This is a genomic window from Dyadobacter crusticola DSM 16708, from assembly GCF_000701505.1.
Classification (GTDB): domain Bacteria; phylum Bacteroidota; class Bacteroidia; order Cytophagales; family Spirosomataceae; genus Dyadobacter; species Dyadobacter crusticola.
Genome location: NZ_JNJB01000006.1, coordinates 16,873 through 35,385, shown reverse-complemented (window position 1 = coordinate 35,385; position 18,513 = coordinate 16,873). Strand labels below are relative to the sequence as shown.

Here is an 18,513-nt window from a genome sequence, read left to right as displayed (position 1 = left end):
GATTACTGGATTTCCGAGCCGGTGACATAAGCCAGCTCCTCCTTGCTTTGCTGCAGCTGGTTGATCGTCGTGAAAATCGTTCGCTTATTGGAAATGTAGGCTTCGAAGAAGTCCAGGTATTCGACCAGGTTTACTTTGCGCTCGATAAAATACCGCGTGTAGGCAGCCAGCACATTGTCCAGTTCTTCGCTGTAAGCAGCGTCGAGGTTTTGGTACGCGCTGAGGCTTCTTTGAAGGTTCCTGAATGCGACTGCCACTTCGGCCTCGATCCGCTTGCTCGTCTGGTCGGCCTGTACTTTGGCCAGGTTAATTCCGATCTTACTTTCCAGGATCGCGCCCTGGTTCCGGTTGAAAACGGGCACATCGAACTTCAAACCAAAACCGAAAAAGTTGAGCAGGAAGTTACCGCCACGGTCGTAGTTCATGCCTACATTCAGGTCGGGCTTACGCTGGGCGTATTCGTAATCGTACCTTTTCTGCGAGTAGGTCTGCTGTAAAACGCTGATCTGCCCGTCGGGACGATTGGCAGCGGCGAGCGCGGTCAGGTTCCCCAGTGATAAGCCTGCCAATGCATTGGTATCAATCGCTTCCGGCGATTCCAGTACCAGGTAACTGCTCGCGGGTGTATGCAGCAGCACAGTCAGGTCTTTTTGTAAACCATTGATTTCCTTCTGGGATTCCACGATCTGCTGCCCGAGTTCGAGCTTCAATGCGCGTAAACGGAACAGTTCCGGCTTATTGACATTCCCCTGCTTGTACTGGCTCTCGAAAGAGGAAAGCAGCCGGCCCACCGCCTCATTCTGCGTTTCGAGTACGTTCAGGTAAGCCTGCTGAAATGCGAGCTCATGCAGTGCCGAGCGGAGCTGCATTTTCAGCTCGCGGATCAGCTCTGCAAAATAGGTGGCGGCGATATCTCTGGACACGGATTCGAGCGCAATGCGCTTCCTGCGTTTTCCGCCCGTTTCGATAAGTTGGGAAAGCTCAGCGGTAAATTCCCTGTTTCTACCAAAATTCCCGAACAGCGGCGGGATCCTTTCGCCTGACGAAAGCTGGTTCCGCGTAGCCCACAAATTCACTTCATCCAGGCTGAATTCAGGGTTTGGCCACAATCTGGCCTGAATAATGGATGCCTCTGCCTGCTGAATGCTTAGTTTTTGGGCAATCAGGTCAAGGTTGTTATTCAGGAATAAAGCCTCTGCTTCTTTCCGGTTAATTCTGATTGTGTCCTGGGCAGCTGTTTTTAACGGGAATAAGAAAGAGGAGGCGATTACGACAAGTACAGCAATATATCCTTTCACAAAAATGTCTAAATGTTAAGGCACAAAATTATCTCTGCCACATTAGAGCAATCTTTGACCTACATTATATCCGTGTGAGAGCTACATTAAAAGTAGATGAGAAAAGGACTAGAAACGGATCCGAATCGCGGTGCCTTTCCCGGGAGCAGAGTCGATTTTCATGACGATCTGATGTTTTTCAAAAATCCGGGTTACAATGGCCATTCCCAATCCATTGCCCCTCCTGTGTGAAGTGTTGCCACCCCGGTAAAAGGGTTCAGCGATATGCACCAGATCCTCGCTTTTGATCCCGATACCCCGGTCGCGGATCTCGATCATGAGCCTGTTATCGGTTTCGAGCAGCTGTACGTCAACAGGTTGCCCGTCGGAGAATTTGGCTGCGTTCTCGATCAGATTGTAAAGTGCTATGTAAAGCTGGGTGCGGTTGCAGACGAATGAAAGCAGCTCCGGGCGATCTTCGGGAAGCTGCCAGAGCAGGTTGACAATGGTCCCCGGGTACTCGGCTTTCAGCTGATCAAGCACTTCCCAGAGTATCTCGTCAATGCGCTCCAACGTGTTCATTTCAACGGCACTCTGATCCAGTCCGGCCAGGGTGAGCAGGTTTTCAAGGATTTTCCCGAGACGCTCGGCATCGGAAAGAACGTGCCCGATGGTATTCTGATACTCCTGAACAGACCGCTCTTTATTCAAAAGCACTTCCAGGTTACCCACAATAGATGCCAGGGGACTTTTCAGCTCGTGCGAGGCATGGTTAATAAAGTTCTTCTGGATCTGAATGCTTTTGTATGACTTTTCAAGCATTCCATTAAATTCCTTGAAAAGATCCTCCAACTCGTCTTTGGTCTTCGGGTAAGTCAGCATCTGCTTTTTTCCGGTCATATCCAGCGACTGCACCTGGTGGATAATGCCGCGTATCGGCTGATAAGCTACTCTCGACAAAGTATAGCTCAGTACCACGATCACCACAATCCCGATCAGTAGTGCAGTCAGCAGTATTTTCAAAAACTCATTTTCCTGGGCGCTTAAAGTAGGGTTATTGGCTTTGATGATCACACTGAAAGAACCCTGGTTATCGCGGTAATAAATGGCGTAATAGTACAGGCTCCCTACCTTGAAGCTGTAATGATCGCGGTCCCTTATGGTGCTCAGTATCTTTGAGGTAATGTTGGTATCGGGATCTGCCTTGCCGAAATGGATATTACCGGACCTGTCGTATAGCCTGATCTCCTGATTGACAGTTGCATTGAGGAATTTCTGCTCAATGCGGCTGAATTCCTTGGAGCTCATTTCATCCTCTTCCAGATAAAACAGCGCCGTAAGCGCAGCCTTGCGTCCGAGTTCCTCAAAAAAGATATTCTCAGCTGACTCAATGAAATTCAGATAGATCAGTCCGGACGAAAACGTCAGGACCAGCCCGAATACCATTGAAGATACCAGGGTGAGCTTATGCTGGATTTTCATCTTTGAGAAGTGATCATATATCCTCGTCCCTTCACCGTCCTGATCAGCTTTTCGCCGAAATCACTATCAATTTTATTGCGCAGATAGGAAATGTACACATCTACTACATTGGTGTAGGTATCCTGGTTCGTATCCCAGACTACCTGCAAAATTTGCGCTCGGGTCACTATTTTACCCTGATTTTCAAGCAGGTAAACCAGGAATTTAAATTCTTTTGCGGATAATATGATTTCCTTGCCTGCCCGCTCCACTACATTGCGGTCGACGTCGACTTTCAAATCGGCGCAGACCAATACATTATCATTGGAATAATGCAGCTCGTAGCGCCTCCTCAGCGCATTGATGCGGGAAAGCAGTTCGGGAAAATGGACGGGTTTTACCAGATAATCATCTGCACCAATGTCCAGCGCTTTTATTTTATCATCAGCCTCACCTAATGCACTGAGCATAAGCATGGGTGTATCTATTTTCCTGAACCGGATCAGCTGCGCCAGCTGTAAGCCGTCGATCTCGGGTACCATTACGTCGAGTATGAAAAGGTCCCACGATCCGTTTTGGATAAAGTTGCGTGCAGCAATCCCGTCCTCTGCTAACTCCACATAATGGCCGGCTTCCTGCAATCCTTTCTGCAAAAATCCGCTTATCCTGGGATCATCTTCAACTACGAGTATCTTCATTTCAATTACTTGTTGAGAAGGCAAAATTACGGACGAAAGTCACACGCCGGCAGTTAAGATGTAAGTATCTGCATTCTTTCGATAGCTTGCCAGTCTTCAATCAAGTTCTTGCATCAAGGCATATTCTTTTTTTCCATTGTCCATCCTTCTGATCGGGATAAACCTGCCGGATTGCCGGTAAACAGTTTCCCCGCATCCTTATCACCTTTCAGCTGCCATTTGTACCAGGCAGTTGCTACCCGGGCAAACTCGCCTCCGTGAGGCTTGCTGTAAGTACCCCCGTGCCCGACATCCATATTAGCCACAAAAACCGGAACGTGGTTGATCTGGGCATAATCGTCCATTCCATTGTTGTATGCGATATCCGATGGACCGCCCAGGAGATAGAGCGTCGGTGTGTGGATCTTTTTTAACTGGTCTTTGGTCAGATTTGGCATTCCCGGGCGCTGAGTTGCCGGGTTTTTGAAGATGCCGCTGTTGCAAACAACTGTGGTGGCAACCCGCGGGTCGCCAGCTACTTCAAGCGTTTGTAATCCACCGCACGACATGCCGCTCACGGCAATTTTCTTCACGTCGATTTTCTGGTAATACGGGCTTTTCTTGTCATCGTTCTGAGCGATGGCCCAGTCTATCGCGTCAACCAGCATGCTTGCCTTTGAAGTACCTTTCACTTGTTCCCCGGACTCCTTCGGCATCACGCCGATCGCTACTACCAGAAAACCGTGGGAAGCCACTTCATTCAAAAAATTCACGTGCTCCCAGGGCGAATTGAAGCAGGCGCCATTTCCCCAGGCTATGACGGGCAGCTTTTCCTTTTTGCCAAACTGCTCGATATTCTTCGGCCTGAAAACAGTATGCGTGGGCAACGAAGCCTCTGTCATCATGATCGCGCTGTACTTCCCGGTCCCGCCGTCCTCAACTACTCTCGAAGCAGCTTCCTGCGCAGCCAGCGTTCCGACCGACAAAAATGCAGCGAGGGTGAATGCAATAAATACTGATCTTTTCATGGAGCTCTGGGTAGTTATTTAATGAATATTAAGCTTAGAAGGCACGACTGGCAGAAATCTTATTTAAAACTTAGCCAAATCTGTATTCTCTTCGCCAGTGTGTCCAGGTTACCTTCGTCTGTATTGTAATAAATCTCACCGTCGTTGGTATTGATCACGAGAAATGGTGGCTTCTTTTTATTTACAAACATGCGGACGGTCTTTCCATTTTTCAGCTTGAAAGATCCCTTTGCATAATCCCCGGCAGCAAAGCCATTTATTTTATAGGAAACAGGTGGTACTTCATTCACGAGCTGCGCACTTCGTATATCGTGTTTTCTGATTTTCACTCCGTACGAACCTTTGATTTCAATGAAATCTTCTCCCAGAACAAGCGCGCTGCTTTGAAGATCCCTGGTTGCATTTATACCGATGAAAACGGCTATCGCCAGCAAAATACCGCCTGCGACGTAAGAGACCAGCCTTCTGTCGCTGGAAGCTTTCATGTAGAACGTGCCCCTGACTACCATGTAAGCGTAAGCGACTAAAGGGAATGTAGTCATGAAAATGCTGGCCCAGTTGCTGTTTATGATATTAATCAACACGGTACCTAAGAAAAGAGAAAGTCCCAGAAAGATGTGGAAACGCTTGAAGTAAGCCAGGTAACCCTCGATATTGAAGCTCGCTCTTTGCGTCTCTGACATCGTGTTGTAGCCCGATAACAGGTACTTCGCATTGTTTTTGGTCACGATGAAGCCGACTGACGCGAAAATGACCGATAAAAATAGTGCTACGTAAATCATGGACGAATAAACGGTTGGCGCATTGCTGAGCAAAAGCAAGCTGGGGTTAATCTTTAACGCAGCAGGTTAAAAAAATCTCTGCGCTTTGAATGTACTCAGATGCATTTCCCTGATACCGTATTCCCATTTGAGCAATAGTCGGGTTGTTTTGAATATTTTGGCAAAAATAAAAAGCGATCACCAGTCCGGACAGTGCCATTCTGGTGATCGCTTCATTAGTGGTGATGCTTAGACTTAAAGATTCTTGAAAGAAGCCTCGTAAAGTTTCGCAAGAACTGCGGGATTTGTAATCTCGCTGTGTGTTGAGGTGGCAAATACAGCGACCTGCACTTTTCCGAAATCAACAATCATCGCCTCACAATTGCCTTCCTCGCCTTTTTTCCAGTAGTATTTACCCTTATTGCCGGCTACGCTGCCGTCAAATCCGAGTAAATTCGACTTCATCTTGTTAATGTTATCAAAGCTGATAATCCTGAACTGCGCCACTGCCGACTGCAACTTGGCAAACTGATCTGCACTCATATACAAACCCGTAACCCCGCAATTCGTTATGCGCACTGCTTTGGTTGTACCTGGTTCGTCTCCATTTTTGGTCGGGTATCCCTTCGTTCCAAGAGAAGGTGAGACTACACCGTTTTCATTCCATACCTGCCAGTCGATCACATTTGCATTCGATAGTTTGGCCGCCGCAAACACATTGGTCCGCACGAATGCGCGAAACTGTGCGCCGTATTCGACGAAGTTGTTGTCCATCTGATCCAGCTTGGCCAGTTTGGAGCTGTTTCCTTGCTGAGCGAGCTTTTTGGCTTCAATATATGGCAGGATAATGCCCAGAAGCAGATAATTCACATCATTGTTTTGCATGCTCTTGGAACTGTAAATTGCTTCATTCACCTTTCCGGACACCGTGAGTGAAAGCTTTCCAATCTCATTATAGTTGATCAAACCGGTACGGTGGGCAAGAAGCCGCTCAAAAGTAAGGGTCTTGAACTGCGCGCTTGGCTTCCAGTATTTGGGAAGATAGGGCCAAACTACCGAGCCAAGTGAAAGACCATGTTTTTCTAGCGCCCGGATCACCGCGACAGCCGTAACGTACTGGGTCACTTTGGAAATCTCCTGCTCGATAATCGCACCGTGGAACAACAGTGGCGAGTCCACTTTCTTACGCGCCCAGCCATCTCCGCCATTTGTCCCGTAATATTCTACACCATCGTTATAAATCGTATAACCGAATCCGGCCACCAGCGGCTCCATATAGTCTTCAATTTTCCGCGCGAATTCTACATGATCTAAGGTAGTGGGTACGGCGAACTTTGCGGCCCTCGTGGAGTCGGCCATTTTCTCGGTAGTTGGCTGTTCTGATAAAAGCTCGTCCTCCCGGCAGCTTGTTGATAATACGCCTGACATTAAAACAAAGCCGAACGTAATTGCTTTAAAAAAGTGATTTTTCATTTTTAAGAAATTGATTGGTATGGATATAATTGAATTGAGTAAGCAGTATTAGTTCATGCAGAGTGCGGACAATTCGGCCGGTACTGCACTACGGATTTTAAGAAACAGATTGATCCCCATGGGCTCCTGTTCGACGGTGATATTCGCAGGATGTACACCCGCTTCAATGGAGAGGCGGATTAATTCTTCGGGGCTCCGGTGGATAAGAAACCATTCACCAAAAATCTCCATATAACCCCTGCTAGGGTTGTTTTCCGAGAAGTTGCCGATGAGCATTTCTCCGCCCGGTTTCAGGAAAGTAAGTAACCTTTTGATGGCCATGATAAAAACCCGGTCTTCGAAATAATCGAACAAACCCGCCGACCAGATCACATCGTATTTCTCGTTGCCAGAAAAGCGCAATATGTTCTTTTTACAAAACTGAACCTGATCTGCAAAGGGTTGGCAAAGATCTCCGGCGAACGATATCGCGTCTGAGTCAATATCCACGCAGGTTGTTTTCAGCATGGCCGGGTCGATCGACTGATAAAGCTCAAAGAGGTCCCTTGCCGGGCCGCTGGCTACATTCAGCAAATTCAGCGGCGACTTGCGGTTTTTCAGTTTGGCATGCAGCTTTTCTTTGAAGAACGTTTTCCGGTTGCGCACCGCACTGGTGGCAGCGTGATAGTGAAAGTAACGGTCCCATTTCTCGTAAGCCGGATGGTTGAAACTGGCATAGGTGTAGATCATGTCGATGAGCGCATAATCGCCTGCATACCCTAACGGTTTGCGATACACGTAGCCATGAATGGTATTGGCCAGAAACTCGTCGTTGAAAATGGTCTGCAGGAAAGCTGTTTCTACCTTCCCTATCTGACCGTTTTGCTTCATGCGATATAATTGTTGCATGATTTCGTCTATAACGGGATAGTCGTTTTCCTCCGGGCCGCCATTGGCAACCATTTGGCGCAGCATCGAGACGGTTTGTGACTGAAATTGGTAAGCAGGCAGTGTTGGAGCGGAGACATAGTTCTCCTGTTCGGCATCCGCTGTGGACGCGAAGTTGAGCTTGTTCATTTCTGGAATTTTACGGTTGAGTATATCTAAATCTGCTTATAGCGCAGGCTCTGTGCTCCTGGCTTTCTTCGCCAGGTATTTTTTAGCTTCACCTGCATCGTCAAGCCAGGGGAACAATGCCGGCGGATGATTGAAGCCGTTGACAAAATCGGAAGCGATTTCAGGGTTTTCAGTGGCGGCTCCAAGCAGCTCTACTACGTGCGGTTGCGCCGGGGCCAGGAATATGTCTGAGAAGCGGTTCACATGTTTCGAGTATTCCCAGAAGCTTTCAAAAGTTTCATTCATCCAATCTACATCAAAGGGCTGATTGCCTCTTGCGATGATCGCTTTGGCATAAACATTGGCCATTTTAGAAGCATTATTACCGCCCTGACCTACGATAGGGTCATTTAAAATCACAGTATCCCCTACTCCAAGTACTGCGGCAGTCGAATTGAGCTGCACGACCGGCTTGCGGACCACCGGCGTGAAAGCACCTTTCAAGAAGGCGTTTTCGGCGATCACTTCTGCATTGGCGAAAGCAGGATAGCGCCAGGGCATCAGCGTGCGGATCATTTCCTTGGCTCTTGCCAGCAATTCCGATCCTGTGGTCGCATCATCGAAAATGTCCATTGGACCGCCGGGAATACTTTCAACAAGGATAAAAGCACATTGAATATCGTCTTTTTGGTAAAAAGGCGCGGTAATGATCTCCCCTCCGCCCATGACCGCATCCAATGTAATGGAGGTGAATTTGGTCTTTTCAGGTTGTTCAAAATCATTGATATGCAGCTGTATCAGCTTTCTGGCGGGCTTTTCATGCGTGGAGCGCTGCTCATCTTTCGTAAACAATCTGGCCAGCGGACCTTTTCCTGACGACACAATCACGAGATCAAACTGGGCTGTGCAGGCGAGCAGATCGGAAGGCGTGGTGTCGCTGACAATGAATTTCCCACCCAGTTTCTCAAACAGCTTGATCCATTGGTAAAACTTCAAACGCTGATCAATGGACGCACCTGGCTTGCTTGTGCGAGATTTGATACCTAATGCAAGACTTCCGTCCGGCTTGCCGAGATTAATATTGAAACCGGTGGAATGGTAAGCTGTGTCATTCCAGAAATCAAGTCCGAGCTCGCGCTCCAACTGCAGCGTATCGTGAAAAAGATAGGTAGCTCCTGTTGGCGGGCCATTAAAAATATCTTCGGCGGAACGTTCTGAAATGATCGTTACATCGTATCCGCTTTTAACAAGTCTGATCGCCAGGTGTAACCCCGACTGTCCTGCTCCCATGATTGCTATCTTTCTCATTGCGCTGTGTTTTAGCATTTGACTTTGAACACGACAAAGGTAACGCGGCTCGGAGGAGCCAAATCGAAAGAAGTCCTTAAAAAGTATAAAAAAATATAAAAATCGGGCGACCGGATTTGATGCTATCAGCCGAAAGTTAACCTTTGCAGGACTTTGATTCCCACAGCATTAAGATACAAGCAGCCTCTGTTATGATACACATACAGGAATACCGGATCGTGCGTGTTTTACACGAAGAACTCCATAAATCCATGGTTCGGGCGGTGGATTCCTCCACTGATAAAGCAGTGATATTGAAAGCGGTTCCTTTCAACGGCAGCAATGATCCGGCTTGTCAGGAGATCGAGCAGGAATTTGCCTTCGGCAGCACATTTGCATTCAGCCGGATACTGAACTACCGTCGAATGCTACGGCCAGAAAATTACCTGGTGCTTGAAATGGACGATTTTGACGGGTTCAACCTCGAAGCATATCTGACAGAAAACCGGCCTTCTGTATCCGCCGCGCTGCGTATCGCCATGTCTTTGACCCAGATCATTGAAGAACTGCAATATGCCGGTATCGCACATCCCGACCTGAGACCAGCCCTTTTTCTGATTAACAAAGAAACTTTGGAGATCAGACTGAGTGATTTAGCCAACGCCATTTTGGGAGACAGTTCGGGCCAGCCCGGCCATGCAAATACTTCCCTGGCGGCATTGCAGTATATGTCGCCCGAGCAAAGCGGCCTGATGGATATTCCGGTAGATTTCCGGTCGGACTACTATCATTTGGGAGTGATGTTATACCAGCTTTTCACCGGCGTTTTACCATTTGAAAATGCTGATCCCAACGAACTGGTGCATGCGCATATGGCGCGTTCTGCTGCAAATCCATCGGAGATCAATGCTGAAATACCTGCTGTGATTTCCGGGTTGATTTTGAAATTATTATCCAAAAAACCTTCGGAACGTTATCAGACCACAGCGGGGATCCGACGTGACCTGGCAGCTTGTCAGGCTGGGTTACAGAGAGGGATTTCTGGAATGCAGTTCACTATCGGCACACACGATCTGCCCGGCGATTTCAGTCCGGCAGGAAAACTTTACGGTAGAGACCGTGAAATGGAGACGCTGCTGGACGCTTTCAGGCAAATCGGTGACTGTAATAAAATGGTACTGGTTTCGGGCAACTCCGGCATTGGTAAGTCTTCGCTGGTCCGTGAACTGCAAACGCGGGTGGAAGCAGAGCATGTCCTTTTTATAACCGGAAAGTTTGATCAATACGTCCAGAATATTCCGTTTGAGGCGATCATTCAGGCTTTTAAGGAACTGGTTTGTAAAATAGCCCACGGAGATCTGGCTTACTGGAAAGCCCAGATCCTGCAAGCTGTGGGACAGTTTGGAAAGATTGTCGTGGATGTAATTCCGGAGCTGGAAAAGATTATCGGAAATCAGCCGGCTGTCGAATCGCTGACACCCATTGAAGCGCAAAATCGCTTCGTCAATGTATTTACGCAGTTTATCAATGTTTTTACCAAAAAGGAACATCCGTTGGTCATTTTCCTGGATGATCTTCACTGGGCAGACCCTTCGAGCCTGCGTTTTCTAAGCCGCGTTACCTATTCTGTTGCGGGTTCCAATCTGCTGATCATAGGCACCTACCGCGACAATGAACTCACAGATGCGCATCCTTTGCGCACTGCATTGAAGGACATGGATGCGGCAACCTCGGGCTTGTCGCTGATCACATTGTATCCGTTGCAGTCGGCCGACATCACGGAACTGGTTTCAGATACCTTTTCATGTCCGCCCAACATTGCAGCCCAGCTTGCCGACATCGTGCTCACCCGCACGCTGGGCAACCCGTTTTTCGTCTCGGAAACAATCAAAGACCTGGTTTCTAATGGACTGGTAACTTACAGCAGAGAGTACCGCAAATGGGCTTGGGACCAGCATGAAGTAGCGGGGTATACCTTGTCGGGAACATCGCAGCAATTACTTACTTCGAAGATCAACAACCTTGCAGAACCTGCGCGGCAGGCGCTGGTAACTGCTTCGTGCATTGGTTCGGAGTTTGACCTGGTGATGCTTTCGGCATTGAACGATAAAACCCCTCAGGAAACAGCGGAAGATCTGCGGGAGGCTGTAACGGAAAACCTGCTGCGCCTCTCTGCCGACCGGGAGCAGGAGCAGCCGATCTTGACTACAAAACGTTACCGGTTTGTCCACGACCAGGTTCAGCAGGCAGCACACAATCTACTTTCTGCCGAATCACGGGATGAAATGCACGTGAATATTGGCTACTTTTTGCTTGAAAGACTTTCGGCAGCCGAGCGCTTTGACCAGCTGTTTGAGATCGTTAACCACCTCAATCACCATCCAAAGCATTTTCCTCAGCCGGAAGAACGGCATAAAATTGCAGGATTGAATTTAGAAGCGGGTAAAAAAGCCCGGTCGTCCTCCGCCTATTCAGTAGCAGTGGCTTACTTCAAGATGGGCCAGGAAATGCTGGTTGGCGAGGATTGGACGAATGCATATCAGCTTACATTCGACCTCCATTTGCATTTTGCCGAAAGTGCCTATCTCGCCGGCGACGCGGCCACGTGCATGGCAGTTGCCCAAACCGCATTGGATCACGTAATTAATTCAGCCGACCAGATAGAGCTTTACCATATCCAGATCCAAAGCCTGATATTTCATGAGCAGCCTTCGGAAGCCATTCAACTCTCGCTGAAAGTGTTGAACGGACTCAAGGTAACCTTTCCATCCAGGGTAAAGACATTCCATACGATAGCCGCTTACCTGAAATCCAAGTGGCTGATGCGAGGCAGGAAGATCGAAGAACTCGAAAATTTGCCTGCCATGAGTTTGCCCGATAAGCTGGCTGCGATGCGCCTTTTGCAAAATATCACAGCTGCTTCCTTTTCAGCGATCCCAAAGCTATATCCCGTAATGGTGCTGAAAATGGTTGAGCTTTCACTTAAATATGGGATAGCACCTGAATCAGCGATTACTTTCGCGACCTATGGCGCCATTGTGAATGCCATTGAAACAAATCATGAGGCTTGTTACCGGTTCGGGAATTTAGCATTGAAAATGGCCGACCGAATGGAGAATTCAGCTGCGAAAGCACGCACGCTGCTTGTGTATAACATCGTCAACAGGTCGTCGGGCGAGCATATCAATGAGTCGCTTGAACCATTGCGGGTCACTTACCAGACCGGCGTCGAACGGGGTGACGTGGAATATTGCTCCTATGCATCAAGCTCATACAGCTTTCATTTATTGCTTTCAGGGAAAAACCTCCATTGGGTAAAGCACGAAATGCTCCGCTACAACCAGCTGCCCAAATCGCTTTCCAAGGGTCCCGTTTCCCACTACAATGAACCATTGATCCAGATCGCGTCCAACCTGCTGGGTGAGAATGAAAATCCGGTTACCTTAACCGGCGATTATTTCGATGAAGGCGCGGCATTTTCCGGCATTTTCGCATTGAAGAATAACTCCCGGATGTTTGTTTGTTTCGCCTACAAAATGGCTATCGCCTATTTTTCCGGTGAGATGCGACTTGGTCTGGAATATGCGGGTCAAGCAGAGCGGTTTGCCACAAATGTGCGCGGCACCCAGTTTGAGTCACTTTTTTCATTCTTTTTTGGTCTGATCAATATCGCGGTTTACAAAGACGGGAGAAAGCATGTTCATCTAAAAGCGGCAGTCAAACATTGTGATAAACTGCGGAAGCTTTCCAGACATATACCAGTCAATTTAGCGCACCGCGTTGATCTGCTTGAAGCGGAAATCCTCGCCGCAAAAGGGAACAGCGAGCAAGCTGCTGCCTGCTATGATAAGGCCATAAAAACGAGTAATAAAAACGGGCATTTACATGAAGCCGCGCTGGCGAATGAACTTTGCGGCCGGTATTGGCAAGAGAGAGGCCAGGCGAAAATGGCACTGACTTACCTCAGTGCAGCACTGGATGGTTACAAAGAATGGGGATGTGTTATCAAAGAGCAACAATTACTGGCTGCGTTCTCGGGACTTTCTCAGGATAATCCCGAGCAATTGGTTGCATTTGGATCCAAAAGCAGAAACGGCGAAAGCATTGTTTCCACGTTGGACCTGGCTACGCTCATGAAAGCGTCTACTGCCATTTCCAGCGAAGTAGTTTTTAGCCGGTTAATGGAAAAACTGATGCAGTTTGCGATTGAAAATGCAGGCGCACAGTCGGGGTATTTTGTACTGGACTGGGGTGGCGAACTTTACATTGAAGCCAGAAGATCGGTAATCGACGAAGTGAGCGATATCCGCAAATTGCGCCTTTCCGACTCGGATGAAGTTCCTGCCAGTATTATTGAGCACGTTTTCCAAACCAAATCCGACGTTGTTCTGCACGATGCGTTTTCGAGTGAAGCTTTCAAGAGTGATCCTGTGATCGCTAAGCGGGAAATCCGGTCGGCATTATGCATTCCTGCGCTGAACCAGGGCAAGCTTGTGGGCGTACTCTACCTGGAAAATAATCTCGCTACGGCTGTTTTTACAAACGAACGCACGCAGCTTTTGAAACTGTTATCAGGACAAATTGCGGTTTCCATTGAGAATGCGATTTTGTACGAAAAGCTGGAACAAAAAGTGGCTGTCAGAACCGCTGAAATCCAGATCCAGAAAGAAGAGATCGAACGGCAGAAGCAATTGGTAGAAGAAAAGTCCAGGTTTAAGGAACAGTTTTTCGCCAATATGAGCCACGAGATCCGGACACCGATGACCGCCATCCTGGGCATGTCCGAGCTGATTTTTGATACGCCTCTGAATGCGAAGCAAACTGAGTATGCAAAGGGGATCCGGTATTCCTCTGAAAACCTGCTGGCGATTATCAACGACATTCTGGATTACTCCAAGATTGAGGCTGGTAAATTTTCATTCGTCAATAAACCCTTCCAGGTACGCGACCGGATGAACCGGCTGGGTTATATCCTGAAAGTGATCGCAGAAGAAAAGGGCCTGAAACTGGAAGTGACGGTGGATGATGATGTGAGCCCGCAGCTCATCGGCGACCCGATCCGGCTACACCAGATTTTGCTTAACCTCGCAGGCAATGCGGTCAAGTTCACCGAAAATGGGTCGGTTTCGATCCGGGTAAGTGTGGTGAGCAAAGATCGGGAGAACGAGGAGCTGCTTTTTGAGGTAACAGATACCGGCATCGGTATCGCGCAGGATAAGCTGGCCTTCATTTTTGAAACATTCACCCGCATTGATGACGATCTGAATACCAAGCAGTCAGGGACGGGACTGGGGTTATTTATTGCTAAAAAGCTGGTTGAAGAACAAGGCGGCACTATGCAGGTAAACAGTGCCTTAGGCAAAGGAACCACATTCAGCTTCAACCTCAGCTTCGAGATCTGCAACCCTGGCGAGCGGGTGGAAGACGAGTACAACGAGAAAGTCTTTTCCGGTGTGAACGTATTGCTGGTAGAAGACAATCTGTTCAACCAGGTCGTAGCGGAAGAAACATTGAAGAAAATCATCCAGAATGTGCGCGTTACCATTGCCGACAATGGAGAAATTGCGCTTAAAAAGTTGGATGAAGGCAGCTTTGACATCATTTTAATGGATGTAAAAATGCCTGTTATGGACGGCTACAAGGCTACGCAGGCAATTAGAATGCGGGAAAAGGACAAGAATATTCCTATCCTGGCTTTCACTTCCAATGCGAATCCCGCAGAGGCCCAGAAATGCCGGAATGCAGGGATGGACGATTATATTACAAAACCGATTGAGGCAAAAAAGCTCAGGTACAAGATTGGGAAATTGCTGGAAGCTGCTGCGCAGATGGAGTAAAGTTTCTTTACTAAGTTTCTATTTTTCAGCGAATTCCGTTTGCCAGAACTCGTCAAACTTTCCGGTAAATTCGGCGATTTGGCTACCTATGAGAGCTGTTTCGCCGTTGTCGACACTCTCTTCCATTTCCCGCATCTGTTCAGCAAAAGCGGCCATTCCAACGTAACTGAACTGGGTTTTCAGGCTGTGAAGCGAAGTTGAAAGTTCTTCCCATTCTTCGTTTTCACAAAGGCGCGGCAGCTCTTCGATCTGGGCGGGAACCTGTGCTTTGAATATTTGAATGAAGCTGGCGACGAGCTTTTCATCACCTGACATCAAATTCTTTAACAAAGATAAATCCATCATCCGGCTGCGGTTTACTTATACACCAGCTTATAACCTTCCCCATGCAGATTCAGGATTTCAATAGAAGGATCTGCTTTGAGGAATTTACGCAGCTTGCTGACATATACGTTGAGACTATATCCCCGGTAATGCTCCTCGTCGCCCCAGATTCCCATCATCGCCACATCGCGGGTGAGGACTTTGTTCTGATGTTCGCAGAATAATTTGAGCAGCTTGGACTCGATGGAAGTAAGCTTGATCTTTTCGCCGGCGACGGTCAGCTCCCGAAGTTCAAGATCGAACTTCGAATCTCCCCATTGATACTGATCTGTGGGAGTCGCTTTTTCCTGCACTTTTACCCTTTTTAAAATGGCGCGGATGCGAAGGTAAAGTTCCTCCATGCTGAATGGTTTGGTAAGGTAATCGTCGGCACCCAGCGTCAAGCCTTTGATTTTATCCTCCTTCAACGACTGCCCTGTCAAGAAGATAATCGGCGTCATTTCATTGATTTCCTTGATCTCTTCGGCCAATGTAAACCCGTCCTTCTTCGGCATTTTAATATCCAGAACGCAGAGGTCAAACGGATGCAGCTTAAATGCGTCGAGACCCGCCTGCCCGTCGTGTTTGAGCATGACTTTGCAGCCTTTCATTTCGAGGTACTCCTTGGTCAATTCACTATACTGGACCTCGTCATCGATCAGTAACAGCTTTGGCATTTCCATGGTGTTGAGTTTAGGTGCGTATGTCAGAATCAAAGGCGGCAAAAATAGGTGAATAGCGCCACTTGCCCCCCTGTTTGTTAAAGTTCTTATTTAATGGTTTGGCCGTTCGAATTCCATTTGAAATCAACTTACAGCGAAATCGCCGAATTTGCTCCACAATTTATTTAATCGATTCTTAATCAATAATATAGTATACCATTTTCACTTGCTGCCTTTTATACTTTTTTACACTTTTTAGCATTTCTTTCAATTTGCGCCAAACTGTGACTGGTACTTTTGTCAACATCAAAAAAGTATCAACTATCTCATCAAAACTCAGTTATGAATTCGCAATCTATTGTAAAAAAAGCAAGAATATTGGCTTGCATTGCACTGTTGTCAGCGTGTAACTCTAACAACGAACCCGACACGCCTGCACCGTCTGTCAACTTCACCGAAGTAAAGGGCAGCGGCGACATTAGTGCGCAAATATCATCGTTCAGGACCTTACTTGGAGACCAGCTGAATACCACGCCGGGGCAGACTGTTGGGCGACGTGAAATAAACTGGGACGGAGTTCCTGATAACCAGACAAATACAGATACTTTCCCCGGTGACTTTTTCAATAGTACGGACCCCGCTGTAGCTGCCGGAAGAAAGCGCGGAGCAGTGTTCTCTACGCCGGGAAAGGGATTGCGGATCAGCGACAAGAATTTCAGTGATCTGGTTTCCGGCTACAAAGAACAATTCAATGCATTCAGCCCCGCGCGGACTTTTTCGGCAGTTGGAAGCAACAAAATGGATGTAACGTTTAAGGTACCAGGCACCGCGACTGCGGCTTTCGTAAAAGGATTTGGCGTTGTTTTATCAGATGTTGACAAGGCAAATTCTACGACGCTTGAATTTTTTGAAGGAGACAAAAGTCTCGGAAAATTCACTGCCCCTGCCAGAAAAGATGCAAACGGCTTTTCTTTCATCGGAGCTATTTTTCCTGACAGCAAAGTTACCAAGGTCACCATCACGGCGGGATCCACTTCCATCAGCAATAAATACGCCGACAATGCCGACAATGACCTGGTAATTATGGACGACTTCTTTTACAGCGAACCGTCAGCACTGTAATATTTATAAATATACGCTGCTAACAATATAGCCCTCGGATCAGAAATCCGTGGGCTATATTGTTTATCTATATGTCAGTCTTCGCGGGTGACCAGTTCACGGTCCTGGCCCATATCTCTGCACCTGCCGTTAATACGTCAAAAACGGGGTCTTTGATCTCGTAATAGGCAGCAAGGTCGTCGGGAAAATGTTTGGCAAGACCAATTTTAATTGCTTCGTAAGCTTTTGCAGCATACGGATGTGAACGCAAATAATCTCGGCACAGCAGCGGATACCGCTCGTTGAACATTCCCCGTTTGCGAACATGGAGGTTTACAGCAGGATCCCTGAGGTGAAAGAACCATTTATAAAGCTGCTCACCATTCAGGTCGTCCCGCCCAGGCGGCTGATGATCTGTCAAGTAATGCATTCTGTTAAAGCCGATCCTGACAAACTCTTCTTCCATTTGCGGCTCGAATGCATTGACCGATACCTGAATATCGATCACATTCTTCGCAGCAAGACCGGGTATAGCAGTCGAGCCAATATGATAGGTGCCGACGTCCCAGGTTCTGGTCGCGTCTCTAAGCTTGCCCGCGATTTGATGAAACTGCTGCGGCCAACTCTGTTGATAAGGAACGATCTCGATCATTGTATTTTTCAAACAAACAGGTTAAGACTGCGGCTGTTGATAGCGTTCTACTAACTCAGAAAACAATGGCTGGGGATTTTCGACTGTTCCTCCGTGAAAACAAATCAGCCTGGTAATATCGAAGGCTGCAATCTTGCAAACGGAGGCGATCGCCTGGCGCAGATCGAGTGTAAATCCGGGATTGGCGATGTCGAGTATCCCATTCTCATAAACCACCGCATCCCCGGCTATGAGCGTTTTTTGATTTGGAATGTAAAGTGAAACATGCCCGGGCGTGTGACCGGGAGTGGCAATCACTTTTATTCCTCCAAAATTGTCCGTTTCCTCTGATAGTAGTTGATGTACAGGAGCCGGCCGGATATTTTCCAGCAGCGATTGAAATGCGATTGCGCCGGGTTTCTGATCATCTGGAAGTGTGTCAAACAGCGCTTCTGCCTGCACGAGCCGGGGAGCCTTTGCTAATCCTTCTACAAAAAGCTTTTCCTGTTCCGATGCATGAATGCGGATTCCGGGATTTGCCTCATAAATTTCGGCCAATGCACCTACATGGTCCAGATCATGGTGCGTAATAATGATGTCTGTAATTACGGCCAGGTTGGCTCCAATTTGCTTCAATGCGTCTTCCAGTAGAGGTCCGAAAGCAGGATAGCCACAATCCACCAGGATTTTACGATGGCCAAGTTCAATCAGCACCGGGTAGATGGTATCAGTTCCGTAAGCAGACGGAAAGTCGATTTTTAATGGCGTAATAAGCAGTTTCTCAGTCATGTAAAATGTACAGTGCCGGATCCGGATATTCCGGGCGATTATATTTTGAATTTGGATCGGGTTAAAAATTACCTGAAAGTAAAAAGTCACTTCGAAATACAGCAATAGTTTAGCTTCCAAATGCGAATTTC

The 18,513-nt window shown here is 47.7% G+C and carries 14 protein-coding genes; 2 read left to right on the top strand and 12 right to left on the bottom strand.

The annotated features are described in order from the left end of the window. Window positions 1-2: 2 nt before the first annotated feature. From Q369_RS0108655 to Q369_RS0108620, 8 genes are all read right to left on the bottom strand, one after another. The gene (locus Q369_RS0108655; protein ID WP_031527407.1) at window positions 3-1,298 is read right to left on the bottom strand and encodes a TolC family protein; all 1,296 of its coding nucleotides are present in this window, start codon (window positions 1,296-1,298) and stop codon (window positions 3-5) included. A 108-nt stretch (window positions 1,299-1,406) separates the two neighbouring features. Then, window positions 1,407-2,759, bottom strand: coding sequence for a sensor histidine kinase (locus tag Q369_RS0108650; RefSeq protein ID WP_031527406.1), 1,353 nt, complete (start codon window positions 2,757-2,759; stop codon window positions 1,407-1,409). Then, window positions 2,756-3,436, bottom strand: coding sequence for a response regulator transcription factor (locus tag Q369_RS0108645; protein ID WP_031527405.1), 681 nt, complete (start codon window positions 3,434-3,436; stop codon window positions 2,756-2,758). Before Q369_RS0108645 ends, Q369_RS0108650 begins: the two co-directional genes overlap by 4 nt. A 113-nt stretch (window positions 3,437-3,549) precedes the next feature. Then, window positions 3,550-4,443 (bottom strand): alpha/beta hydrolase family protein, encoded by an 894-nt coding sequence (locus Q369_RS0108640; protein ID WP_031527404.1) that lies wholly within the window; start codon window positions 4,441-4,443, stop codon window positions 3,550-3,552. Between the two features lie 59 nt (window positions 4,444-4,502). Further along, the gene (locus Q369_RS0108635) at window positions 4,503-5,225 is read right to left on the bottom strand and encodes a DUF3784 domain-containing protein (RefSeq protein WP_031527403.1); all 723 of its coding nucleotides are present in this window, start codon (window positions 5,223-5,225) and stop codon (window positions 4,503-4,505) included. 234 nt (window positions 5,226-5,459) lie between these two features. Next, window positions 5,460-6,677 (bottom strand): serine hydrolase domain-containing protein, encoded by a 1,218-nt coding sequence (locus Q369_RS0108630; protein ID WP_031527402.1) that lies wholly within the window; start codon window positions 6,675-6,677, stop codon window positions 5,460-5,462. A 48-nt stretch (window positions 6,678-6,725) separates the two neighbouring features. Next, the gene (locus tag Q369_RS0108625) at window positions 6,726-7,733 is read right to left on the bottom strand and encodes a class I SAM-dependent methyltransferase (RefSeq protein WP_031527401.1); all 1,008 of its coding nucleotides are present in this window, start codon (window positions 7,731-7,733) and stop codon (window positions 6,726-6,728) included. A gap of 36 nt (window positions 7,734-7,769) precedes the next feature. Further along, window positions 7,770-9,020 carry a styrene monooxygenase/indole monooxygenase family protein gene (locus tag Q369_RS0108620; protein ID WP_031527400.1) on the bottom strand — a complete coding sequence of 417 codons (1,251 nt, stop codon included), beginning with the start codon at window positions 9,018-9,020 and terminating at the stop codon, window positions 7,770-7,772. A 191-nt stretch (window positions 9,021-9,211) separates the two neighbouring features. Here Q369_RS0108620 and Q369_RS0108615 point away from each other — a divergent pair, with 191 nt between their 5' ends. Continuing rightward, window positions 9,212-14,836 carry a hybrid sensor histidine kinase/response regulator gene (locus Q369_RS0108615; protein WP_031527399.1) on the top strand — a complete coding sequence of 1,875 codons (5,625 nt, stop codon included), beginning with the start codon at window positions 9,212-9,214 and terminating at the stop codon, window positions 14,834-14,836. Between the two features lie 18 nt (window positions 14,837-14,854). On the opposite strand, the gene Q369_RS0108610 is transcribed toward Q369_RS0108615, so the two are convergent. Then, window positions 14,855-15,181: an Hpt domain-containing protein gene (locus Q369_RS0108610; protein WP_084165688.1), complete on the bottom strand. Its 327-nt coding sequence runs from the start codon at window positions 15,179-15,181 to the stop codon at window positions 14,855-14,857. A gap of 11 nt (window positions 15,182-15,192) precedes the next feature. Next, the gene (locus tag Q369_RS0108605) at window positions 15,193-15,876 is read right to left on the bottom strand and encodes a response regulator transcription factor (protein ID WP_229206775.1); all 684 of its coding nucleotides are present in this window, start codon (window positions 15,874-15,876) and stop codon (window positions 15,193-15,195) included. Between the two features lie 327 nt (window positions 15,877-16,203). On the opposite strand from Q369_RS0108605, the gene Q369_RS0108595 reads away from it, so the two are divergent. Then, window positions 16,204-16,983 (top strand): hypothetical protein, encoded by a 780-nt coding sequence (locus tag Q369_RS0108595; protein WP_035333180.1) that lies wholly within the window; start codon window positions 16,204-16,206, stop codon window positions 16,981-16,983. A gap of 67 nt (window positions 16,984-17,050) precedes the next feature. Here Q369_RS0108595 and Q369_RS0108590 read toward each other — a convergent pair whose 3' ends face one another. Both Q369_RS0108590 and Q369_RS0108585 read right to left on the bottom strand, forming a co-directional pair. Next, on the bottom strand, window positions 17,051-17,626 hold the full coding sequence (locus Q369_RS0108590) for a GrpB family protein (protein ID WP_157488120.1): 576 nt from the start codon (window positions 17,624-17,626) through the stop codon (window positions 17,051-17,053). Between the two features lie 9 nt (window positions 17,627-17,635). Then, window positions 17,636-18,382, bottom strand: a complete 747-nt coding sequence (locus Q369_RS0108585) for an MBL fold metallo-hydrolase (protein WP_084165709.1) — start codon at window positions 18,380-18,382, stop codon at window positions 17,636-17,638. Window positions 18,383-18,513: the final 131 nt, after the last annotated feature.